Origin of the sequence: Alteribacter lacisalsi (genome assembly GCF_003226345.1) — a bacterium.
GTDB classification, from domain to species: domain Bacteria; phylum Bacillota; class Bacilli; order Bacillales; family Salisediminibacteriaceae; genus Alteribacter; species Alteribacter lacisalsi.
The window spans coordinates 923070-946159 of record NZ_PDOF01000001.1 but is presented as its reverse complement, the minus strand read 5'-3'; the positions used below and the strand labels follow the sequence as shown (position 1 = coordinate 946159).

Genomic DNA, 23090 nt, shown 5'->3' with positions numbered 1-23090 from the left:
GCTTCCCATTATCCATGGGAAGCAGGTTTTTCTTTTATATTCCAAGTATGGCGCGCCATACATTCGTGGTTTCACCTGGAGGATATATAACGTACAGCAGCAGATACACCATAATTCCCGAACTTGCAGAGATAAACCAGACAACCGAAGTGATCGGACCGAGCCGGCGGTGAACATGAAGCTTGTTCTTATATCCTGTTACGAGCGTCCAGATTCCCATTACGGCTGCAACTGTTGCGAGCGTAATATGAAACAGCAGAAAGACCGTATAATAAAGCCTCACATCTTCCGGACCGCCAAAAGCCGTACTTCCGATAAAAAAGGTTTTAGACAAATAGGTGATGAAAAAGATAACAGCAAGAACTGCAGCCCAGAACATTGCTTTTTTATGAGCTTCTATTTTTCTTCTTGAAACGAGGTACCAGCCTGCTGCTACAAAAAGAGCACTGGCCCCGATAAAGATCGTACTGACAAATGGTAAAAACGTAGCCACCGTTCTCCCGCCTTTCCTGATGTCCATTCTGCTACCATCATATCGAACTTTGATGAATGATGGTTTCGCTGTTTGTGACAAAATGATGAAATGTTCCTCATTCATTATAAACAATGTTCCTCACGGAGACAAAACCGGCCTGATAAGAAAGAGCCTCTGCCTGATGGCAGAGGCTCTAAAAATCATTCGTTCCGGCTTCCTTAGAACTTAATAACACCGATTAAGAGCATAAGTGTCGGAACTGTCATCACCGCAACAAAGATTCCCGTCCAGAGCATAATGTTGTTCCAGCCGTTTCCACGGTCGTTCAAATGCATGAAGTAATAAAGCTGCATCAGAACCTGCACAACTGCGATCAGAAGAATAAATGGAATCGCAAAGCGGTTTGGAATCGTATCACTGGCAACGGTAAGGAAGGCAACAGATGTCAGGAAGATCATAAACACGAAGGAAATGACCTGGTGCCTCGCTTCTTTCGCCAGCTTTTTTTCTGTTTTCTTTGATGGCCCTCCTTTTAAAGGAGCGCTCGGATCAGAAACATGTGGATCCATCTAAGTTACCCCCTTATACTCCCATCAGATAAACGACGGTGAAGATAAATACCCATACAACGTCGATAAAGTGCCAGTATAGAGACGCTGTATAGAATTTTGGTGCGTTTGTAAGCGTAAGTCCTGTTTTTGCATAACGGATCAGAAGTGTCGAAATCCACAGTACCCCGAACAGCACGTGAGCTCCGTGTGTCCCGACAAGCGTGTAGAACGAGGAAGCAAAGGCACTCGTTGTAAAGCCGAGTCCGTAATTCACTGTATAATCCCAGAACTCATAAATCTCGAATGACAGGAAGGCTACACCGAGTGCAACGGTTGCCCACATCCAGCCGAGAAGACCTTTGTAATTTCCTTTCTTCATGTTGATGATGGCAAACACACTTGTAAGTGAGCTTGTAAGAAGGATCATCGTCATGTAGAACACAAGGTCAAGGTGGAACAGTTCCTGGGACGTGGGACCATCAGCCACACCGTTGCGGAGACCAAGATAGGTCCCGAACAGACTGGCAAAAAGAACTGTTTCACCACCTAGGAAAAACCAGAATCCAAGAAATTTATTTTTCCCTTCCAGAGTTGCTTTTTCAGGGTATGGAGGAAGGGCCTGGTCGTGTTTAACCTGTTCTGCCTGTGCCATCTTACCCCGCCCCCTCTTCTTTTTGAATATCTTCTTTGTGAATATGATAACCGTGATCCTCTTTAATCGAACGGACAAACATACAGCCGAACGTTATCAGAAGACCAATAATGGTTACCGGGTGCACGTGATAAATAAGACCGAATGAAGCAATGAACAGACCAATTGACATGATAACCGGAAGGATCGAACCGTTCGGCATATGAATGTCATCAAGCGGTTCAGCTGCTTTGAGCTTTCCGTTTCCGTGCATTTTTTCATACCAAAGTGCATCAAGTTCACGTACGAGCGGTGTCTGGGCAAAGTTGTACTCCGGTGTCGGAGACGGAATGCCCCACTCCAGCGTACGGCCGTCCCAAGGATCAGCCTCCGCTTTGTTTTTGACAGAAACGATTACGTTCCATACAAACAGGAGAAACGCCACTGCCATGAAGAAGGCACCGACCGAACTGATCAAGTTAAGGCCGTCAAGTCCCTGGCCAGGCAGGTAGGATGCCACGCGTCGCGGCATTCCCATCAGACCCACAAAGTGCTGGACGAAGAACGTCAGGTGGAATCCGAACAGGAACAGCCAGAAGAACCATTTACCAAGTGTTTCATTCAGTTTGTAACCGAACATTCTTGGCCACCAGTAGAAAGCACCGGCAAAGAGACCAAGTACTACACCACCGATAATAACGTAGTGGAAGTGGGCCACAACAAAGTACGTATCGTGGAACTGGTAGTTCGCTGCACTTGTTGCAAGCATAACACCTGTTACCCCGCCCATTACGAATGATGGGATAAAACCGATGGCAAACAGGTTTGCGGTTGTGAACTGAATACGCCCGCCCCACATTGTAAACAGCCAGTTAAATATTTTAATACCTGTTGGTACGGCAATGGCCATTGTGGCAACCGCAAAGATTGCGTTAGCTACAGGACCAATCCCCACTGTAAACATGTGGTGAGCCCATACCATGAATCCAAGGAAACCGATAATCAGTGTCGCAAATACCATTGCGGAGTAACCGAAAAGACGTTTCTTGGAGAACGTAGCCAGTACTTCGGAGAAGATACCGAAGGCCGGCAGAATGAGAATGTAAACTTCCGGGTGTCCAAAGATCCAGAATAAATGCTGCCAGATTACAACGTTACCACCCATATCAACAGCAAAGTAGGTAGCTCCGAACAGTCTCTCCAGCATGAGAAGAAGAAGACCGATTGTAAGAGCCGGGAATGCGAACAGGATAAGTGCCGATGCAACAAAGCTACTCCATGTGAAGAGCGGCATACGCATCATACTCATACCAGGGGCACGCATGTTAATGATTGTAACAAGGAAGTTAATCCCGGCAATCAGTGTTCCGGCACCACTTATCTGGAGTCCGAGGACGTAATAGTCAATCCCCGTTCCGGAATAGGCACTTGAGAGCGGTGTATAAGCTGTCCACCCTGCGTCAGGTGCGCCGCCCAGGAACCAGCTCAGGTTAAGAAGGATCCCCCCGGCAAGGAAGAGCCAGAAACCGAGTGAATTCAAAAACGGAAAGGCAACATCCCGTGCACCAATCTGCAGCGGTACAATGTAGTTCATAAATCCGAATAAAAGCGGCATCGCTGCAAGGAAGATCATCGTCGTTCCATGCATTGTCAGTAGTTCGTTAAATGTCTGTTCAGATACAAAGCCTAACTCCGGGAACATGAGCTGAATTCTCATCAGCATGGCTTCCAGTCCGCCAAGGGCGAAGAAGAAGCCACCGGCAGCCAAATAAAGAATACCGATCTTTTTATGGTCGACCGTTGTCAGCCAGTCCCAAAGCACGCTTTTCTTAGCGTATGCTTGTGACACGTTGGTTTACCCCCTTAAACTGTGAACGTTATTCGTCATCTAATACTCGAAGTGTATCCAGATATTCGAGAAGAGAAGCCATTTCATCTTCATCAATTGCTTCATGGCCGAATGCAGGCATATAGTTGCCCGGCTTGTACTCCTGTGGTTCACGGAGCCAGCCTTCCAGAGCACTAACTTCTTCACCGTCATACTCTGTATCTGCATCCCATTCGATAAAGCCTGCAATTACTTCACGCTCTGCAAAGTTGGTCAGGTCAGGTCCCCCCTGAGGGTTACCGCCTTCACCGCCAACGGCGTGACAGGCAAGACAATTTGCTTCATAAACTTCACGGCCTTCTGCAGCTACTTCATCTGCAGGCTCGATCAGTTCTTCGGAAGGCTCGGCCATTCCCTGGGCCCAAGCTTCAAATGTGTCCGGATCAACCGCAATGACTTTAAAGTCCATCAGCCAGTGGGACTCTCCGCAAAGCTCTGTACATTTCCCCTGGTAAACCCCTTCTTCAGGTGCTTCAATCCAGAGTGAGTTCGTAATTCCGGGTACGTTATCCTGTTTACCAGCAAGTGCCGGGATCCAGAAGGAGTGGATCACGTCTGAGGCTTCCAGGTCAAAGATAATCCGCGTATCCGTTGGGATATAGAGATCCTGTCCCGCTGTAATGCCGAGATCAGTATACTCAAACTCCCACCAGAACTGGTGCCCTGTTACTTCAATGACCAGCGAATCTTCATCCGGCTCGGTTTCGGCCAGTGTAAACGTATCCATAACGTTAGGAATCGCCAGGATGAGAAGAAGGACAATCGGAATCGCTGTCCAGATGATCTCAAGGTTCTTGTTACCTTCTACCTGTTTAGGAATATGATTGTCGCCGGGTTTTTCACGGAAGCGAACAAGTACATAGATGTAAATCGCCGCCACGACCACGATGACAAAGATCATAATCAACAAGCTGAGAATAATTAAGGAATACTGCATTTCTGCTACTGGGCCGCGAGGGTCCAGTGCAGACAGGTTTTGTTTTCCACATCCGGCTAAAAATAGCAGAATGAAAGAAAATGGAAGCGCTCGCCACAAGTTCTTCATCGTGTCATAAACCTCTCTTTCTCTGTTTACTTACAGTTTTCAAACTTAGAACATATGAACAATGACCATCACGGCAAACAGGACCATGAGGTAGACAAGAGAATACAGGAACATATGCGTTGCCCACTTGATGTCATCGTCATATTTTTTATAACCAGCAAAACCAAGTACCAGCCAGCCAACACCGAGCACAAATGCCACAGCCGTGTACACAGCACCGAAATTGAACAGTGTCAGGGACACTGGAATCAGTGCAGCTGTGTAAATAAGAATCTGGCGTTTTGTTACGCCAAATCCGGCTACAACAGGAAGCATAGGTATTCCGGCGGCACGATACTCCTCACACCTTCTCATGGCAAGCGCCAGGAAATGCGGGGTCTGCCAGACAAACAAAATTAAGAAAAGCGACCATGCGTACGGATGAAGACCCGGATCAATCGCTGCCCAGCCGATCAGCGGCGGAACCGCTCCGGCGAAGCTGCCCACAATAGTATTCAGTGTGGTTGTCCGTTTCGTCCACATAGTATAGAACACTACGTAAATGACAAGACCAGATAGCCCGATAACGGCAGTTGTCATATTAACAGAAGCAAGCATCATCGTACCGAGTGCGGAAGTAATCAGCCCGTACCATAACACCTGTGATGCTGTGAGTTCTCCTGTGACAGAAGGTCGTTTGTCTGTCCGAATCATCTTGTCATCGATGTCACGGTCTACGTAGTTATTGAGTGCACAGCCTCCCGCAATGATAAGCGCTGACCCGAGCATTGCAAGAATGACAATGTGAGGTGCAGCTGACAGAGGAGTCTGTGTATAGTGAGCGGCCAGAAACAGACCGGCAAACATTGTAATCAGGTTTGATTTGACGATTCCGGTTTTCGAAATATCCATATATGAGCGCCAGGTCGCCTTTTTGACCTGTGACTGCTGCTGTTCTTCGCTCATGACCTCTGTAGAAGAAAGCGCTCCGGATTTATTCATTCTTTCACCCCCCGAGTCTAGTCACCATCGTTGGCCGTAATAAAATCCCCTTACAAGTCTACTTGTTTGTACCGGAAGATGGAAGCGCAAATCCTAAAATAGCTATTTTCAGAATGTTGGAAATAGACTTCCGGATATTTGAAGGAGAAGGGTCCCTTCACATTATATAGGAAGAGACGATGAAATTCATCAAATTACGGGAAACAACGATGTTCCAGTTTATATTTTAGCACATCCATACCACGTATTCATTGGCATTTTGCCTTAATCGCCCGTTTTTGACCAGATTGTTACAAATTATTGAACAAAGATTGATCTAAATTCACATATCATTGATATGTGAGATAATCGTATTGAAATTGACATTCGACCCTTTTCTCCATAAAATGAAGGGCGGAATGTATTCGTTTTTTATATTGGCTCTGTTAAAGTCTGTTGTTGATTTCCGCTCCCTGCGCTCCCTTTCCGCGGGCACTGCTTCAGCCTCCTCGGGAGGATCGCCCTGCGGGGTCTTCAGCCGGTGCTGTTTCCGCAGGAGTGTCGCGCGCTCGCTTCAATCAACAACAAAAAAATATCAACATTAAGCTTTAACAGAGCCTTTATGTTAATAAATTTGGTTTTTTCGGGAAAGATTGCAGTTATTGCGCCTCATACTCTAGTTAAAGGATCGACAATCTATGCGAAAACAGCTATTGATCTCTACTATATAAAGAAAGCCGGTGAACAGATTGAACAGAGGATTTAAGGTTTTCAGTGTGTTTGCGTCTTTCGGAATGCTTATTGTCCTCCTGCAAGGAGCACTTGTAACCCAGACCGGCTCAGGAGACGCCTGCGGCACTTCCTGGCCGCTCTGTTACGGACAAGTTATTCCGGAAGCTCCAACCATAGCCACCTGGATTGAATATACACATCGAATTGTCTCTGCCGTCATGGGACTTGTAGTCATTATTCTTGCCGTTTGGGCATGGCGTACACTCGGGCATATCAGGGAAACAAAGTTCCTTTCAGTTTTAGCGATTTTCGCAATCATCTTCCAGGGACTGCTCGGAGCAGCTGCCGTTGCCTGGGGGCAATCCGATGCAGTCATGGCTCTGCACTTCGGTTTTTCCCTCGTTTCCTTTGCCAGTGTTCTGCTTCTCTGTCTGCTTGCCTTCGAAGCAGATTATACAGATGGCAAAGTAACCGCTTCTCTCACGAAGCGGATGAGAAATTATGTATACTTTGTCATTATTTATATGTACACTGTCGTTTATACCGGCGCATTTGTGAAACATACCGGTTCAAGCGGCGTGTGCAGAGGGTGGCCGCTCTGTAACGGCCAGATAATTCCGCCTCTTGAAGGAAGGGTGGCCATTCAGTTTGGTCACAGGGTTGCTGCTGGTCTACTGTTAATTGTGATTGTTATTATGCTCGTTGCTCTTCTAAGGCATTACAGGCATGAAAAAGTATTGGTATGGACTGCAGTCATTTCCACTATTCTCGTTACGATCCAGGTTGCCAGCGGTGCTGTAGTTCTTTTCACCGGCTTTACACTCTGGGCAACACTTTTTCACGCCCTTTTCGTCAGTCTGCTTTTTGGTGTACTAAGTTATGGTGTCATGATCGCTTCAAGGAAGTCGTAAAAACAACCTCCGGATCCTCTCACAAGGAACCCGGAGGTTGTTTATTATACAGATCTACTGCCCCAGATACGAGCGGAGCATCCAGTTGTGTTTTTCAAATGACTGGCGGATTTCAATCAGCATATCAGCGGTAGCTTCGTCTCCAACCTCTTCTTCAAGTGTTTCAATGTCCCCTTTTAGTTCTTCAATCAGAACATCAAAATCCTTTGAGAGGGCCTGGACCATCTGTTCAGCTTTATCTTCACCCGAAGCCTCTTGAAGCGACGACAGCTCCAGGTACTCGCGCATGGTTCCTACAGGGCGTCCTTTTACTGCAAGCAGCCTCTCTGCAAGTTCATCAATGTGATCCGCAGTTTCATTGTAAAGCTCTTCAAATTTTTCATGCAGGGTAAAAAAGTCCGGTCCTTTTACAAACCAATGATAGTTGTGCAGTTTAACAAATAGTACGTTAAGACTTGATACGTGGCGGTTCAGTATTTCTGTTTGTTTTTCGTGTGCCATGACTTGATCTCCCCTTTCTGATATCTGCATTTATTTATTTCCCCAACATGGTAAAATTAAACGTTTTACCGTTAGTAAAGGGGCCATCCACAGCTTAGTCAACACCCGGTTTTAGTAGACTGATTATCACGAATACTCGTTGCTGTTAGCAGCTGTTTTCGAATAGATTGTTGTTTTATTGCGCTGCAGGCGGACGCTTTCCGCGGGCATCGTTTCAGCCTCCTCGGAAAAATCGTCCTGCGGGGTCTTCAACTGATGCTATTCCCGCTGGAGTCGCCGCCTTTCGCTCCATTAATAATGTGACCAATAGCGACAATGATTACGTACACAGCCTTATTTAAATACAATCAGGAGATCTCCTGCCTGAACGGCTTCCTCATTTACAACATGGAGCGCCTCTACCGAACCATCATATGGAGCCTGAACGGTCGTTTCCATTTTCATCGACTCCGTTATCATCAGGTGATCACCCTTTTTAACCTTATCGCCCTCGGAAACGAGAGTTTTTATTACCGTTCCGGGCATTGAAGCACCGATATGACGGTCGTTATTTTTATCTGCTTTCACTTTCTGCTTTACGTCTGATTCAATGCTTTCATCCGTTACATGCACTTCCCGCGGCTGGCCGTTCAGTTCGAAATAGATTACACGGCTTCCATCCCGGCTTGCCTGACCGATGGAAACAAGTTTGACAATCAGAGTTTTGCCGTGTTCAATCTCAATTTCCACTTCCTCTCCCATCCTCAGCCCGTAAAAGAACGTGGGAGTATCAAGTACTGAAATGTCACCGTACTGTTCAATAAAGGTCTGGTAGTCAAGATAGACTTTGGGATACAGCGCATAAGAAACGGCGTCATGCCCGGTCACCTGACGGCCAAGTTTATGAAAGAGTTCTTCCTTAAGTCCATCAAAGTCAACAGGCTCCATCAGTTCTCCAGGACGAACCGTGATCGCTTCCCTTTTTTTCAGGATCACCCGCTGAAGCTTCTCCGGAAATCCTTCATAAGGCTGACCGAGATACCCTTGAAAAAGTTCAATTACGCTGTCAGGGAAATCTATGGCGTCCCCTTTTTGGTAGATCTGTTCTTCATCCAGGTCATTCTGGACCATAAACAGCGCCATATCTCCAACCACCTTTGATGACGGTGTGACCTTTACAATATCACCAAACATATGGTTTACCCGCTGATACATTTCTTTTACTTCGCTCCAGCGTTCTCCAAGCCCGACAGCCTTTGCCTGCTGCTGCAGATTACTGTACTGGCCCCCAGGCATCTCATGTGCATAAATTTCAGGATGCGGTGACATCATCCCGCTTTCAAAATCTTTGTAGTAATGACGGACATCCTCCCAGTAATCACTCAGTGCGTCAGCATCCTTTATATTCAGTTCCGGCTGCCGCGGATCTCCCGACATAGCGTGATACAGACTGTTCATACTAGGCTGGCTCGTCAGACCGGACATAGAGCTGATTGCTGTATCAACGATATCCACACCTGCTTCAATTGCTCTTGCATACGTAAAGATCCCATTCCCGCTTGTGTCATGGGTATGCAGGTGGACCGGAATCGACAGCTCCTGCTTGAGGGCGCCGATCAGTTCAAAAGCAGCTTTTGGTTTAAGTAGTCCGGCCATATCCTTAATCCCAAGAATATGTGCACCGGATTCCTCCAGCTCCTTCGCCAGCCTTACATAATAAGCTAAATCGTATTTGCTCCTTGCAGGATCCAGAATATCCCCGGTATAGCACATACTTGCCTCAGCGATCTTTCCGGAATCCCGGACAGCCTGTATAGCCGGTCTCATACCTTCCACCCAGTTCAGGCTGTCAAAAATTCTGAACACATCGATCCCTGCTTGTGCAGAGGAAGCGACGAATTCGTCAATAACGTTGTCTGGGTAGTTTTTATAGCCAACCGCATTTGAAGCTCGTAGCAGCATCTGAAAAAGAACATTCGGCGCCTTGTTTCGAAGGCTGATCAGCCTCTTCCACGGATCTTCATGAAGAAACCGCATGCTAACATCAAACGTGGCACCGCCCCACATCTCCATTGAAAAGAGATTCGGGAGTAGACGTGACTGCGGCTCTGCTATTTTCTCCAGATCATTGCTTCTGAGTCTTGTGGCAAGCAGGGACTGATGGGCATCACGAAAGGTGGTATCTGTAATCAGTACCTGTTTCTGCTGTTTGACCCACTCAGCCAGACCTTCCGGCCCCCGTTCGTCCAGAATCTGCTTTGTACCATTCGGAAACGGGTTCAGAAAATCTGTTTCCGGCAGCCTCGGCTCATCAAAGACAGGCTTTTTCTTTTTTCCAATTCCGGGGTAGCCATTAACAGCGGTATAGCCTATATAGCTGAGAAGTTTGGTTCCACGGTCTTTTCTCACGGGAAACACAAACAGTTCCGGCGTTTTGTCGATAAAGGAGGTGTCATACTGGCCCTGCATAAACAAAGGATGACGCACAACGTTTTCCAGAAAGGCGATATTAGTTTTAATACCTCTGATCCGGAATTCTTTGAGGTTACGGACCATTTTGCTTGCTGCCCCTTCAAACGTAAGAGCCCATGTCGACAGCTTCACGAGCAGTGAATCATAATGAGGAGAGATAATTGCGCCCTGAAACCCGTTACCTGCATCTAGGCGTACACCAAACCCGCCTCCTGTACGATACGCCATGATCCTGCCTGTGTCGGGAAGAAAACCGTTTGTAGGATCCTCTGTTGTCACCCGTGACTGAATGGCAAAACCATGTGTATAAATGTTTTCCTGTCTTGGAATGGATACGGGAGCATCGTGCAGTCTCTTTCCGTCCGCGATATAGATCTGGCTCTGCACGATATCAATACCGGTGATCATCTCTGTGATCGTATGCTCAACCTGAACACGCGGGTTTACTTCGATAAAGAAAAAATCATCGTTTCTCGTAACAAGAAATTCAACCGTACCTGCGTTTACATAATCGATATTTTTCATCAACTGGACAGCAGAAGCACAAATGCGCTCTCTAACTTCATCGCTGAGTGCCACACTCGGAGCCACTTCAACAACTTTCTGATGCCGGCGCTGAACCGAACAGTCACGTTCGTATAAATGAACCAGATTCCCCTCATGATCTCCGATAATCTGCACTTCGATATGCTTGGGGTTCTCTACGAATTTTTCCACATACATTTCATCACTGCCAAAAGCTGCTTTTGCTTCAGAACGTGCACGCTCAAAGCTTTCTTTCAGTTCGCTTTTTTCCCGGACAATCCGCATACCGCGTCCGCCGCCACCTAGAGATGCTTTTATCATCAGCGGGTAGTCATGCTCTTCAGCAAACGCTTCTACCTCTTCCAACCCTGCCACAGGGCCGTCTGTACCGGGAATTACCGGTATGCCTGCGGCAATTGCCTGCTTTCTTGCCTGGACCTTATCACCAAACATCCGCAGATGCTCCGTATCCGGCCCGATAAAAATAATCCCCTCTTCTTTACAGCGTTTCGCAAACTGGATATTTTCCGACAGAAACCCATAGCCAGGATGGATGGCGTCGACATCATTTCTTTTCGCTGTTTTAATAATATCCTCAATATCGAGATACGCATCGATCGGCTTTTTCCCTCTGCCTACAAGATACGCTTCATCCGCCTTGTATCGGTGAAAAGCACCGGTATCTTCTTTTGAATAAATTGCTACCGTGCGTATGTTAAGTTCCGTACAGGCACGGAAAATACGGATGGCAATTTCCCCGCGGTTGGCCACCAATACTTTTTTAATTCGGTTAAGCCGGTTCATCTGAAATTCCTCCTTGGATGGGTATGTAAAAGAAAGCGCCGGTCACACTGAATGTGACATACTATATAAGAAACCGGGCTACTCTATTTATTTATACATCCTTCGTCAAAATCCTTCATTATTATTAAAAAATAAAATGAGTATACCCTTTCTTCAGTTTTGCGAGTCTACGCTGAATAGAGGTTTTCTGACTAAGAGACATATTAAAAATAAAATTAGTAACCCCTAAGCAGTAACCAATTCGTAATAAGCACCTGAACATTATCCTACCGCTTTCCGCTCCATAGATAATGTGACAGGTTGCCACAATCCATACGAACACTGCCTTAAACCGTACTTGAAGATTTCTTATAACAACAAAAAAACCAAACCTGTCACCTGCAGGTCTGGTTTGTACTGATTATACTAATTCCCGGACTATTTACCTTCTTCACGCATACAGGCTTCGTGCAGAGCAGACAGCTGCTGTTCAAGCTGTCCGAGAAGCTGCTTGCCTTCCTCTTCCCTGATCAGATTCAGCCTTATGGCAAAATCTATCTCCCTTGAGAGGCCGAACATCTGCGTATCAAGAACTTCCTCGTAAAGAGGACACTGGGGCATCGTTAAGTTGGTCATCTGCACTTCAATAAGATTGAGGATCTTCTGAGCATCTTCTTTTAGAAGGGCATATGCTTTCTCACTCTGTCCGGATAACGTCTCTGTAGCCAAGGTCATCCCTCCTATTTCCAAAAGAAACTATCCCTACTTACTAATATTATCTTTTCACATGTAAAATTGCAACAAAACCAATGCAATCTTACTTGTAAAGACGGATTTAGAAAATGCTCAGGTCATAACGGTGGGATAATGCTTCAAGCAGTTTCATTCCTGCAACGCTGTTTCCCTTATCGTCCAGCGCTGGACCGTAAATGCCGATCCCGATCCCGTGTGGAATAGACGCCATAATACCGCCTGACACGCCGCTTTTTGCCGGGATGCCCACCCGAATGGCGAATTCCCCTGAAGCATTATACATCCCGCAGGTAACCATAAACGTCTTCAAAATTCTTGCAATATGCAGGGGAATGATCTGACGCTTTGACTGAACATGCTTCCCTTCGTTTGCAATGACATAACCGATCTTAGCAAGATCCTCACAGCTGACTTCAATGGCACACTGCTTTGTATAAAGATCGAGCAGGTCCTCCACTTCATCTTCAAAGACATTGTGCTGTCTCATAAAATAGGCGAGTGACCGATTCAGGTCCGCTGTCCTCAGTTCGGACTTGGCCACATGCTCATCGTAACGAATTTCCGGATTGCCGGTGAGTTCATGAATAAACGTAAGAAGCCTACCGAGCTTTTCCTCGGTTGAAGATCCGCTGATCATAGATGTGACAGCGAGTGCTCCGGCATTAATCATCGGATTCAGCGGCTTATTCGGACGGTTCGTTTCAAGTTTTATGATGGAATTAAACGGATCTCCGGTAGGTTCCATTCCCACTCTCGAAAATACCTCGTCCTCTCCACGGTCCATCAGCGCAAGAGCCAGCGAAAGCACCTTGGAAATACTTTGGAGCGTAAACGTTTCATCTGTGTTTCCAACCGCAGCACAAGGGCCGCCCCCATCGTAAATCGCCAAACTGAGTACAGATGGATCCGCTTCTGCGAGAGCAGGAATATATTTTGCTACTTCCCCGCCTTGAGTATATGTACGTGCCTCTTCTATCATTACATGAAGAATATCTTTATCGTTACAGATCATCCGGATCCCTCCCTGACTGATTAAAGTGTGACAAATAAAGTGTAAACTTTTATAATTTAGGAAGCACCTGACCGGCAACCTTACGCCGGCCGGATTATTATGAGGAGTGATACAGTTGAGTCAACAGGAAATGATCGTAATCATCTCAGGAAATACCGGATATAAGATTACTCTCGACCCTGGATCGTTTATTTTTGATAAAAGAAAGGTGAACCTTGATGCAGAAAGCCAGGAGGCCGCTCAGGAACCATCCGGACAAATCAGTGGAGAAGCATGGGATCTGCATCGTAAGCAGGGTATGAAAGTGCGTAATGAAAACGATGTTAAGGTAAACCGGCAGGAAATGCAAAACTCCAGTTTCGGCATACCACTTCTTCCGTTTCTCAACAATGCAGCACCTGATGAGAGCGCCCGCTCCATCGTTTTCTCCGGTGAGAACGGAGAGTTGGCAGAATATCCAATTGAAGAAGCCCGGCAGGCCATTTTGAAGTTTTCCGAAAAAGGAAAGCCCCTTAATGAAACCGGACCAGTTCATGTGCTGATGCCCGGCGCGGACAAACCTGTCACTCATGTAGTTGAAATTGTCGTAATATAAAACCCGTCTTCTGAGATTAATATTACCTGTTTAAGAAGCGCTTAAACAGGCAGCCATCCAGGATGAATAAAAAGGCTGATGCAAAGGGGCTCCTTTTGCATCAGCCTTTTTCTATTATTCCAGTAATCAGCAGATTTTAACTTTCATTGTTTACTTTGTTTCTGCCCCAGGGACAGCAACAATCTGACCAGGGTAAATGAGATGATTGGCAAGTTGATTTCTTCTTTTAAGTTCTGCAACGGTTGTATCAAATTTCATTGCTATATCTGAAATTGTGTCTCCTTCCTGCACAGCATACACTCCGGTAAATACCTCTTCTTCTATGTGATTCACCGCTTCTGTTGACTCAAACGGCAGAAGACTCTCCTCCCGGCTGTCGATCACTCTTTCAGTCCATACTCCAGCTGCAGTAATCGCTGAAATTTCACTCAGTCCCGACTTTTCCGCAACCGGTTCAAAGAGATCTCCCGGTTTTGCATTAAGTACATCCTCACAAGCGCAGGCAAGCGGTCCCCCAGCTGCAAGTATCCCGACAAAACCCGTCACCACAAATGCTGCAATTGCAAGTTTTAACCCGTTCATTCTTTTCTCCCCCTTAAGCTTTTTCCGATAGTAGTCTTTACCCGGATAACAGGTTTTTAGTGCTGTTTTTAGTAAAACAGTGCGTTGCACCTGCGGTTTCACCATACTTTTCAGTTTTGCCTTACAGCTGGTGAAGATCGGTCATAAATCGGACAGCCTTTAGGCCTGTTTTTCGCAATATTTTTATATATACGTTTAACAAAAGACAAGCAGGGAATTTTTACTAGTGATTTCACCATTATTCGAGGAGGTTTTTGTGTGTTTAAACGAGTTGACCGTCTGCAAATTGATCTGCCGAGACCTAAACATCCCGACCCTGAATCTGCTGGAGCCATTCAGGAGCTTCTTGGCGGGAGATTTGGTGAGATGTCGACACTGAACAACTACATGTTTCAGTCGTTTAATTTCAGGAGCAAAAAGAAGCTGCGGCCATTCTACGAACTGATTGCCAGTATCACTGCTGAAGAAATGGGACACGTCGAGCTTGTTGCAAATACAATAAATGTCTGCCTTGACGGATCGATTGGCAATGGAAGCACAAATCCTGATGATACACCGCTGCGTGATGCACTCGGCATGGGGAACAAATTCAATTTTATCCTCGGCGGTCAGAATTCCGTTCCCGCAGATTCTGCAGGAAAAGCATGGACCGGAGACAACGTCTTCTCAAGCGGAAACCTTGTGGACGATCTGCTTCATAACTTCTATCTTGAATGCGGAGCCCGAACACATAAAATGCGTGTTTACCAGATGACAGATAACGAAGCTGCAAGAGAACTGACAGGGTACCTCTTAGTACGGGGAAGTGTCCATGCAGTAGCCTATGCGAAAGCACTGGAGGAAGTAACAGGAGTCAATATGATGAAAATGCTTCCTGTACCGAGTCTGGATAATTCAAAATTTGACTATGCGAAAAAATATGAAGACGAAGGATCACACCTGAAATTGTACCGATTTAGCGATGATGATTACCAGTTGCTTGACCGGATCTGGAACGGTCCTGCACCAATTGGCCCTGCAGGTGAACTTGAAGTGGTGGACGGTATCCCTGAAGGCGGAGAGATACCTGATCTCCAGCAGGTGCCGGAGGAGTTTGCGCCGGGATTTGATGAGGAACAGTTCAGGGAACTTTCCAGAAGACTTAAATACGAGGCCGGGATGTAGCTTTATCCGAAACCGGGATAAAATCAGCTGACGAAAGAGAAGATGTGTCCTTTAAAGTTCATATTTGATGGGAAATGTCCTGACTTTTCAAGAGTCAGGACATTTTTAATAGTTTCGCAGTGAAGGTTCGTCCACACTTCCTATGTTTCGTAAATGGAAATTTAAAATATGATTACATAGTGCTTTAATCACGTTTCCTTAGTTGTGTTATTTTTCAAAAAACTTTATGATGAAAAATGAAAGGTTTAACAGAATTTTGTAAAAGGAAGAAGATCCTTCCCGAATACAATCATTAATTTTAAAAACCTGCATTTCTTTGGAAACCTACATTAAAGGAGGACTTTTTATGTACGTGAAAAAAGCAAAACTCGTCATTTTATTCAGTGCCATTCTTTTAATTTTTGTTTCAGCTACATACGTCGGCACCATTCACTTTGCCTCTGCGGATGATGCCGAAACAAAAACGCTCCCGACCTATCCCGATGACATAATGGAACAGGTTAGAAAAAGTCTTGGCGGCAATAAACACGATCCAAGCTATGACCAGGAGATAATGGCGCTTCCCAAAGCGAAAGTGATGGATCTGTATTTTGATGCACGGGGCCGGACCAAGGGCCTCGGTCCGGAACTTCGCGAGACCGTTCTAATGATTTTTGGTGTGAATCTGGATGCGATTTCTGCCATGGAAAATTCCGGCGTGTCAATCTTTTCGAAAGGAATGTGGATTACACAGCAGCCTCATGACCTGTTCGAACTTCGTTCCGGCCCTGACGATGTGGATGTAAAAATATCAGTAACCGATTTTTTCAGGGAAGTTACTGAAGAAGATTTCCCCGCTGATCTTGGAAAAACATTGGAGGAAATGGATTTTGAATACCTGGATGATGAGGATGCGTGGTACTTCGTTAATCCTTCAGAAGAACCCATTGCTGACGAAGATAAGCACCCGATTATGGGCGCAATTCTAAATACAATTAAGGAAGATTACAGCCAGTATTTGAATAATAACTGACAAAACGCTCCCTGGGGCCACTGGCTTCAGGGAGCGTTTATTTTAGAGCACTCAGTTCTGTTCATCATTATTTTACAGAACCGGCTGTCTGGCGCTGCGGGGGAGCATGAAGCGCTTTCCCGCTCAAACCTTCCGCAGTTTCCAGCCAGTTTTCATTTAGACTTGGATGCGGATAAAATACAGCTGACAAATCCTCATCTCTCGCTACCATTTCAAGTGCAGTTACACCGTTTGAAATAAGCTCAACTGCACCGGCACCTATCGTATGGAAGCCGAGAATCAAATCCGTATCACGATCTGAAACGATTTTCGTCTTTCCTTCCTTTTGTCCGGAAAGACTCGCAAATCCGTTTCCTGCGGCAGCTGTTTCACTCACCTTCACACTGTACCCCTGTTCTTTTGCCTCATCCTCCGTTAGTCCAACACTTGCAACTGGAGGATCCGAATGTACAACGCGTGGAATAAATGTGAGATTAAACTCGGCAGGTATACCAGCGGCATTGTCCGCTGCTGTCTTCCCCTGTTTGAGTGCTTTAACTGCAAGGGCCGGCCCCTGAGTAATGTCCCCCGCAGCAAATATCGTCGGTACATTTGTTCTGCATCGGCTGTCCACTGTAATGTGGCCGGATTCCTCAACATTTACCCCGGCACGGCTGAGACCGAGTTCCGAGGTCAGCGGCCGGCGGGGTGCACTCACATACACATGTGAGCCCTCGCTTTCGAGTTTACCTTTCGGAGTTTCATAGAATACGGATATGATGCTGTCCTGTTCTTCAGTTCGTATCACCCTCGCATCTTTAACAAACCGGATTTTACGTTTCTTAAGAATGCGCTGCAGCTCTTTTTCAATGGAGCTGTCAAATCCAAAACCAGCATCTTCTGTAATAATCGTCACGACAGAGCCGAGAGCACGGAAGCCAAAAGCTGCCTCCAGGGCAATGTAGTCATTTCCGCACACAATCAGGTGTTCGGGCACTTCCTCGAGGGCAAATACGCCGGAAGCATCAAGAATGTGATCGGACTTTGCCCATACCGGCAAATCAGGATTGCTTCCAACGGCAATGACTGCCTGTTTAAAACGGTAGGTGTCAAACTGGTGCCCGTGCTCGACTCCGATCCGGTCCTCTGACAGAAATGATGCCTCCCCATTTACAACCTCTATTTTGTGGGCAGCACAGAGGCTTTCAACCCCCTTTTTAAGACCGCTCACAACCCCGTTGCGCCACTCATGCATTTTGGCAAGGTTAAAACCAAGCTCTTTAGCTTCGACTCCATATGCCGAGGCTTTCTTTGCCTGCTCAAATGCACCTGTGCTCTGAGTAAAGACCTTGGACGGAATACACCCTTCGTTCAGACAAACACCGCCAAGTGCTTTCTTTTCAACCAAAATCACATCCAGTCCTGCCTGGGCTGCACGGATCGCCGCAGAATAACCGGCCGGTCCTCCTCCTATAACGATCAGATCCCGTTCCTGTACGAGTTCACCTACTACCATCTATACCATCTCCAGCATCATTTTTGCAGGGTTTTCAATGAGCTGTGCAAAGCGGTTCGTAAACGCCACTGCTGCAGCTCCATCGGCCACACGGTGATCAAAGCTCATTGACAGGTTCATCATTGAACGAATGACAATTTCATCGTTTCTGACAACCGGCATTTTCTTCGTTTTATGAAAGGCGATGAGCGCTGTTTCAGGCTCATTGATTACAGGTGTTGCTCCGATGCTCCCGAGTGGACCTACATTGCTTACCGTAAAGGTTCCCCCACTCAGTTCTTTTTTTGTAAGATTGTTTTCTTTAGCCAGGTTCAGTACGCGCTTGATTTCCGTGTGGATCTCTGCAATTGACAGACGTTCAGTATGATGAACTACAGGGACGATCAGTCCATCTTCCGTGTCTGCCGCCAGTCCGATATTATACTCTTTCTTCAGTTCTATCTGTTCTTTTTCCTCATGAAGAACAGCATTAAAGACAGGATAATCTTTCAGGGCAATGGCAAGCGCTTTAATGAAAAATGCAGCCGCGCCAGGTGCACTGCCCGTCTCTTCCTTGAGCTCATCCCTTAACCGGATCAGATTAGTCAGATCAACCTCATCAAAATGTGTAACATGCGGAATCGTTTTAAGAGAGTGACTCATCTTCTTGCCAATCTGCTTCCGGCGGCCTCTGTACGGGATCATATTGCTTTCGGGAGTTTCATATACTGCCGGCAGATGACCGGTCACCTGCTGTTCCTTTTCACGCTGTTCAGGCTCCTCTGGTACAGACGAATCCTTCTGATCACGATAGGCATAAACATCCTCGTCTGTTACTCTGCCTGCGGGTCCTGTTCCTTTAACCTGCTCGATATCAATGTTGTTTTCAAGGGCGATTCGGCGTGTATAGGGGGTTGCAAGCACACGTCCTGTCCCTTCAGCCGGCCGGCTCTTCTCGATCCGCATCTTAAAGCTGGTCTGTTCCTTCCGCATGTCCGACTTGACCTGCGCCCGTTTTCCGGCACCGGACTGCTGCTCTTCCCTGCTGCCTGCTTTTTCAAGAACGATAACGGTTGTACCAACAGTTACCACTTCTCCAACCTCCGCCTTTATAGCCTTAACAGTTCCGGCAACCGGGGATGGAAGTTCGGCAGAGACTTTATCGGTCTGCACCTCCACAAGAGGCTGATCGACTTTCACACTGTCGCCTACACTGACAAGGTACTGTGTAATCTCCCCTTCTGTCATCCCTTCTCCTACGTCATGAAGCTTGACTTCAACCATAGTCTATTCCCTCCTAAAACGTAACTGCTTTTTTAATTGCGTGCGTAATCCGTTCCGGTGTAGGCAGATATTCCTCCTCCAGAGAGAAAAATGGAAACGGTGTGTCAAAACCGGCCACTTTCTGCACTGGTGATCTAAGGTATAAAAATGCTTCGTTATTGATAACAGAAAGAACATCGTTACCCACTCCGCCTGTTTCAGGTGCTTCGTGGACGATAACTGCCCTGCCGGTTTTCTTAACAGACTCCGCAATCAGGTCCTTATCAAGCGGATAAAGAGTGCGCAGGTCGAGCAGTTCACAGGAGATATTATCATCTTTAAGCTGATCCACTGCCTTCTGTGCGGTGGAGACCATGTTCCCCCAGGCAATGACAGTGACGTCCTCTCCTTCGGTCAGCTTCGCGCCTTTTCCGAGTTCTACCGTATACTTTTCTTCCGGTACGTCTGCTTTAAATGCCCGGTAGCTGCGCATCGGCTCCATAAAGAGAACCGGATCAGGGTCTTCAATAGCCGCGATCAGAAGGCCCTTGGCATCATAGGGATTTGAAGGGACAACAACCTTCATTCCAGGCATGTGCGTAAAGAGGGATTCACAGCTGTCAGAGTGAATTTCAGGGGCGCGGATACCGCCCCCGTAAGGCGCACGGATGACCATAGGTACACTGTACCGGCTGAGCGTTCTGCTCCGAATCCGGGAGGCATGCGTCATAATTTGTTCATACGCAGGATAAACAAATCCAAGAAACTGCATTTCAGCAACCGGACGAAATCCGTTGATCGCAAGGCCGATTGACGTTCCGACAATCCCCGCTTCTGCCAGTGGTGTATCCATGACGCGGGCCTCGCCGAATTCTGCCGCCAGTCCGTCGGTAGCCCGGAAAACACCTCCGTTCTGCCCCACATCCTCACCGAGCACAAGAACTTCTTCGTGCTCTCTCAGCATCGTACGCAGACCATCCGTGACTGCCTGAACGAGTGTCAGCTTGTTTGTTTTAATTTCTGTCATCGTCTTCATACGGTTTCACCCCGTTTAAAAGATAGATATTCGTCCCGCTGCTTTTCAATTGTCCAGACAGGCTCCTTGAATACATGGCCGAACATATCGTTTATATCAGCATCAGGGTACGCTTCCATTTCCTCGACTGCCTGTTCAATTTCTCTGTCGCAGACGTTCATAACCTCGTTTTTCCACTCTTCATCCCAGAAACCGTTTTTCTCCATATACCGCTCCAGACGAAGAAGCGGGTCAATCTGATTTCTCTTTTCTTCACTAAGCTGCTGATCACGGTATTTAGTCGGATCGTCAGCTGTTGTATGGGCGCCATACCGCCACGTTACAGCTTCTATAAGCGTAGGCCCCTCACCCCGGCGGGCCTTTTCAACCGCCTTCTTCGTTTCAAAATAAACAGCCAGTACGTCATTGCCGTCTACACGGATCCCTTCGATATCATAAGACACAGCTTTCTGGGCGATGGTTTTGGAGTTCATCTGCTTTTCAACTGGTACACTGATTGCATAGCCGTTATTCTGATTAAAAAATACGACCGGTGCTTTAAACACACTCGCAAAGTTGAGGCCTTCGTGAAAATCTCCTTCACTTGTGGCTCCGTCTCCAAAGTAGGCAATGGACACCCGGTCGGATCCTTTCCGCTTTTCTGCCATTGCCGCCCCAGTTGCATGGGGAAGCTGTGTGGCAATCGGAACAGCTGGAGGGAAAATATTCTTTCCTTCCGGCGGCACGCAGCCTTCAACCCGGCCTTTCCAGTAAAGCATAATGGTTGTTACTGAGTGACCGAACGTCAATGTGGCCGCATGATCCCGATATGTGGGAAACATCCAGTCCCCGTCTTCCATTGCACTGGCGCTGCCTATTTGTGCGGCCTCCTGGCCTTCAAATGGAGCGTAGGTTCCGATTCTCCCCTGACGCTGCAGATTGACGCTTTTCCTATCAAGTGTGCGGGCCCGAAGCATCCGCCGGTACATTTCTTTTACGAGATCTTCTGTTAACTCATCGCTGTTGTCCGTGATGTTTCCTTCTCCATCCAGAATTTGTCTGATCGGAAACTGATTTTCCATAGTAATCCCTCCAGTTAAAAGATGTTTCATGCTCATTCCGTGTAAGCGCGGAATAAAATTAGCAGCGCACCTGCCATTTCAGGCGTTTTTTATGAGAGAAAAAGCTGTTTCGTTTTTTCCTGCTCTCAATTCGCTCTTCGCAGAACGCGCTTGCGGCAGCTTCGGTAGATATATTTTGAATATCGCTCTTGAGGTAAATTTCGGTGAGCGTCTCGTAAATCGCCTTTGTGCCCCTCAGCACACGTTCTTTATTGGGTCCGTAAAGCTCATCTGCCACCTGAATAAGGCCGCCGCTGTTCACGATATAATCAGGACCGTAGAGAATGCCCCGCTCTTTCAGCATATCTGCATGGCGGGGTTCGAGAAGCTGGTTATTTGCTGAGCCTACCACAGCCTCGAACCTGAACTTATTAATCGTTTCGTCATTGATAATCCCGCCAAGGGCACAGGGAATAAAGATGTCAGCTTCTGCGCTGTAAATATCGGGCCCGTTTACAATGTGAACCTTTCCGCCTAATTCTTCTGCCCTGGCACTAATCCTGGTGAGCGCCAGCTGATTTATATCCGTTACAAAAAGCTCTGCTCCTTCAGAGAGAAGCGTTTCGGCTACTTTAAAACCGACTTTGCCAAGCCCCTGAACAGCATAGCGCTTCCCTGACAGGGAAGCAGTTCCGTAAAGCATTTTTGAAGTCGCTTTTAAGCCGTAGATGACTCCAAGGGAGGTAGGGACAGATGAGTCTCCGCTTCCGCCATAGGCTTCCGGCACGCCGACGATGCAGTTGGTTTCCTTTCTTGCGTGAACAAAGTCATCAGGGGTGGTTCCCATATCCGTCCCCGTATAAAAGCGGCCGTTCAGAGATTCAACAAACTGGCCGAAGGCGCGGAACAACTCCGGAGAACGGTCGGTCTCCTGGTTTCCGATAATCACGGCCTTTCCTCCGCCGAAATCCACGTCCGCTGCGGCACACTTATAGGTCATCCCTTTTGAGAGCCTTAGTACGTCTTCCAATGCTTCGTCCACACTCAGGTAGGGCCTCATCCGGCATCCCCCGAGAGCCGGGCCGAGCGTTGTATTGTGAATGGCGATAATGGCTTTAAGACCTGTGTCATCATCATTGCAGAAAACCACTTGTTCATGGTCGCTTATTCGTTCGAAAGACAGCATCGGTATTCTCCTCTCAGATCAGCATAAAACGTAAACGCTTTCATTTTTATTTAGTTCTGGCTTGCTCGATTCTGGATGCAACCTCGTCTCTCGGCAGGATAAACTGCGTAACTTCCCCTTTTCCTACAAGGGTCCCGTGATGGGTAACTTCAAGTTCGCACACTATTTTATTTGCTTTCAGTTCGGTCAGAGTCGCTTCTGCAACGAGATTCTCTCCCGCAGGAACCGGGCTGATGTGCCTTACCTTTACATCCGCACCAATGCCTTCTTCGTGATCTTCTATGTATGGAAGAATAATCTGTCTGGCGCACCACTCCATGTGATAGACCATCGAAACAGTGGAATATGCAGGGTGGACAACCTTCCCTTCAAATTGAGCATACATATCTTCGGTTACATGGATATCGATTGCTGCTTTCCGACCAAGCTCCATTCCGGTCTTCATCTCACAATCCCCCTATTTTAATGACGTATCTATAACGATAGAATAACATTGCGTTATAGATCGGTCAATGACATT

At 46.9% G+C, this 23090-nt stretch carries 21 protein-coding genes; 4 read left to right on the top strand and 17 right to left on the bottom strand.

What is annotated here, in order from left to right:
• Positions 1-34 precede the first annotated feature (34 nt).
• The 6 genes from CR205_RS04670 to cyoE form a co-directional block, all read right to left on the bottom strand.
• A complete protein-coding gene (locus CR205_RS04670; protein ID WP_236634702.1) occupies positions 35-493 on the bottom strand; it encodes a DUF420 domain-containing protein in 459 nt (152 codons plus the stop codon).
• A gap of 200 nt (positions 494-693) precedes the next feature.
• Positions 694-1044 carry a cytochrome C oxidase subunit IV family protein gene (locus tag CR205_RS04665; protein WP_110517427.1) on the bottom strand — a complete coding sequence of 117 codons (351 nt, stop codon included), beginning with the start codon at positions 1042-1044 and terminating at the stop codon, positions 694-696.
• Positions 1045-1057: 13 nt separating this feature from the next.
• Positions 1058-1678, bottom strand: a complete 621-nt coding sequence (locus CR205_RS04660; RefSeq protein WP_110517425.1) for a cytochrome (ubi)quinol oxidase subunit III — start codon at positions 1676-1678, stop codon at positions 1058-1060.
• A gap of 1 nt (position 1679) precedes the next feature.
• Entirely contained in the window at positions 1680-3506 is a 1827-nt protein-coding gene (gene ctaD / locus CR205_RS04655; protein WP_110517423.1) for a cytochrome c oxidase subunit I, read from the bottom strand.
• Between the two features lie 28 nt (positions 3507-3534).
• Positions 3535-4590 carry a cytochrome c oxidase subunit II gene (gene coxB, locus CR205_RS04650; RefSeq protein ID WP_110517421.1) on the bottom strand — a complete coding sequence of 352 codons (1056 nt, stop codon included), beginning with the start codon at positions 4588-4590 and terminating at the stop codon, positions 3535-3537.
• 45 nt (positions 4591-4635) lie between these two features.
• Complete coding sequence (gene cyoE, locus CR205_RS04645; protein ID WP_110517419.1) at positions 4636-5571, bottom strand: heme o synthase; 936 nt, start codon at positions 5569-5571, stop codon at positions 4636-4638.
• A 719-nt stretch (positions 5572-6290) separates the two neighbouring features.
• Here cyoE and CR205_RS04635 point away from each other — a divergent pair.
• Complete coding sequence (locus CR205_RS04635) at positions 6291-7193, top strand: COX15/CtaA family protein (RefSeq protein ID WP_328587712.1); 903 nt, start codon at positions 6291-6293, stop codon at positions 7191-7193.
• A gap of 54 nt (positions 7194-7247) precedes the next feature.
• On the opposite strand, the gene CR205_RS04630 is transcribed toward CR205_RS04635, so the two are convergent.
• From CR205_RS04630 to glsA, 4 genes are all read right to left on the bottom strand, one after another.
• A complete protein-coding gene (locus tag CR205_RS04630; protein ID WP_110517413.1) occupies positions 7248-7694 on the bottom strand; it encodes a Dps family protein in 447 nt (148 codons plus the stop codon).
• 333 nt (positions 7695-8027) lie between these two features.
• A complete protein-coding gene (gene pyc / locus CR205_RS04625; RefSeq protein ID WP_110517411.1) occupies positions 8028-11474 on the bottom strand; it encodes a pyruvate carboxylase in 3447 nt (1148 codons plus the stop codon).
• 417 nt (positions 11475-11891) lie between these two features.
• The gene (locus CR205_RS04620; protein WP_110517409.1) at positions 11892-12182 is read right to left on the bottom strand and encodes a YlaN family protein; all 291 of its coding nucleotides are present in this window, start codon (positions 12180-12182) and stop codon (positions 11892-11894) included.
• Between the two features lie 106 nt (positions 12183-12288).
• The gene (gene glsA, locus CR205_RS04615) at positions 12289-13218 is read right to left on the bottom strand and encodes a glutaminase A (protein WP_110517407.1); all 930 of its coding nucleotides are present in this window, start codon (positions 13216-13218) and stop codon (positions 12289-12291) included.
• A 115-nt stretch (positions 13219-13333) separates the two neighbouring features.
• Between glsA and CR205_RS04610 the strand changes: the two genes are divergently transcribed.
• Positions 13334-13813 (top strand): peptidyl-prolyl cis-trans isomerase, encoded by a 480-nt coding sequence (locus CR205_RS04610; RefSeq protein WP_110517405.1) that lies wholly within the window; start codon positions 13334-13336, stop codon positions 13811-13813.
• Positions 13814-13963: 150 nt separating this feature from the next.
• On the opposite strand, the gene CR205_RS04605 is transcribed toward CR205_RS04610, so the two are convergent.
• Positions 13964-14395 carry a LysM peptidoglycan-binding domain-containing protein gene (locus CR205_RS04605; protein WP_161524673.1) on the bottom strand — a complete coding sequence of 144 codons (432 nt, stop codon included), beginning with the start codon at positions 14393-14395 and terminating at the stop codon, positions 13964-13966.
• Between the two features lie 258 nt (positions 14396-14653).
• On the opposite strand from CR205_RS04605, the gene CR205_RS04600 reads away from it, so the two are divergent.
• Together CR205_RS04600 and CR205_RS04595 are read left to right on the top strand one after the other, a co-directional pair.
• Entirely contained in the window at positions 14654-15559 is a 906-nt protein-coding gene (locus CR205_RS04600; RefSeq protein ID WP_110517401.1) for a manganese catalase family protein, read from the top strand.
• 346 nt (positions 15560-15905) lie between these two features.
• Entirely contained in the window at positions 15906-16571 is a 666-nt protein-coding gene (locus CR205_RS04595; RefSeq protein ID WP_110517399.1) for a hypothetical protein, read from the top strand.
• Between the two features lie 67 nt (positions 16572-16638).
• On the opposite strand, the gene lpdA is transcribed toward CR205_RS04595, so the two are convergent.
• The 6 genes from lpdA to CR205_RS04565 are packed head-to-tail and all read right to left on the bottom strand — an operon-like array spanning position 16639 to position 23015.
• Positions 16639-18066 carry a dihydrolipoyl dehydrogenase gene (lpdA, locus tag CR205_RS04590; RefSeq protein WP_110517397.1) on the bottom strand — a complete coding sequence of 476 codons (1428 nt, stop codon included), beginning with the start codon at positions 18064-18066 and terminating at the stop codon, positions 16639-16641.
• Complete coding sequence (locus tag CR205_RS04585; RefSeq protein ID WP_110517395.1) at positions 18067-19329, bottom strand: dihydrolipoamide acetyltransferase family protein; 1263 nt, start codon at positions 19327-19329, stop codon at positions 18067-18069.
• Positions 19330-19342: 13 nt separating this feature from the next.
• Positions 19343-20344, bottom strand: a complete 1002-nt coding sequence (locus CR205_RS04580; RefSeq protein ID WP_110517393.1) for an alpha-ketoacid dehydrogenase subunit beta — start codon at positions 20342-20344, stop codon at positions 19343-19345.
• On the bottom strand, positions 20341-21405 hold the full coding sequence (pdhA, locus tag CR205_RS04575; protein ID WP_110517391.1) for a pyruvate dehydrogenase (acetyl-transferring) E1 component subunit alpha: 1065 nt from the start codon (positions 21403-21405) through the stop codon (positions 20341-20343). The genes CR205_RS04580 and pdhA overlap by 4 nt, the downstream gene beginning before the upstream one ends.
• Before the next feature lie 58 nt (positions 21406-21463).
• A complete protein-coding gene (locus tag CR205_RS04570; RefSeq protein WP_110517389.1) occupies positions 21464-22570 on the bottom strand; it encodes a Leu/Phe/Val dehydrogenase in 1107 nt (368 codons plus the stop codon).
• A 46-nt stretch (positions 22571-22616) separates the two neighbouring features.
• Positions 22617-23015: a thioesterase family protein gene (locus tag CR205_RS04565; protein WP_110517387.1), complete on the bottom strand. Its 399-nt coding sequence runs from the start codon at positions 23013-23015 to the stop codon at positions 22617-22619.
• Between the last annotated feature and the right edge of the window lie 75 nt (positions 23016-23090).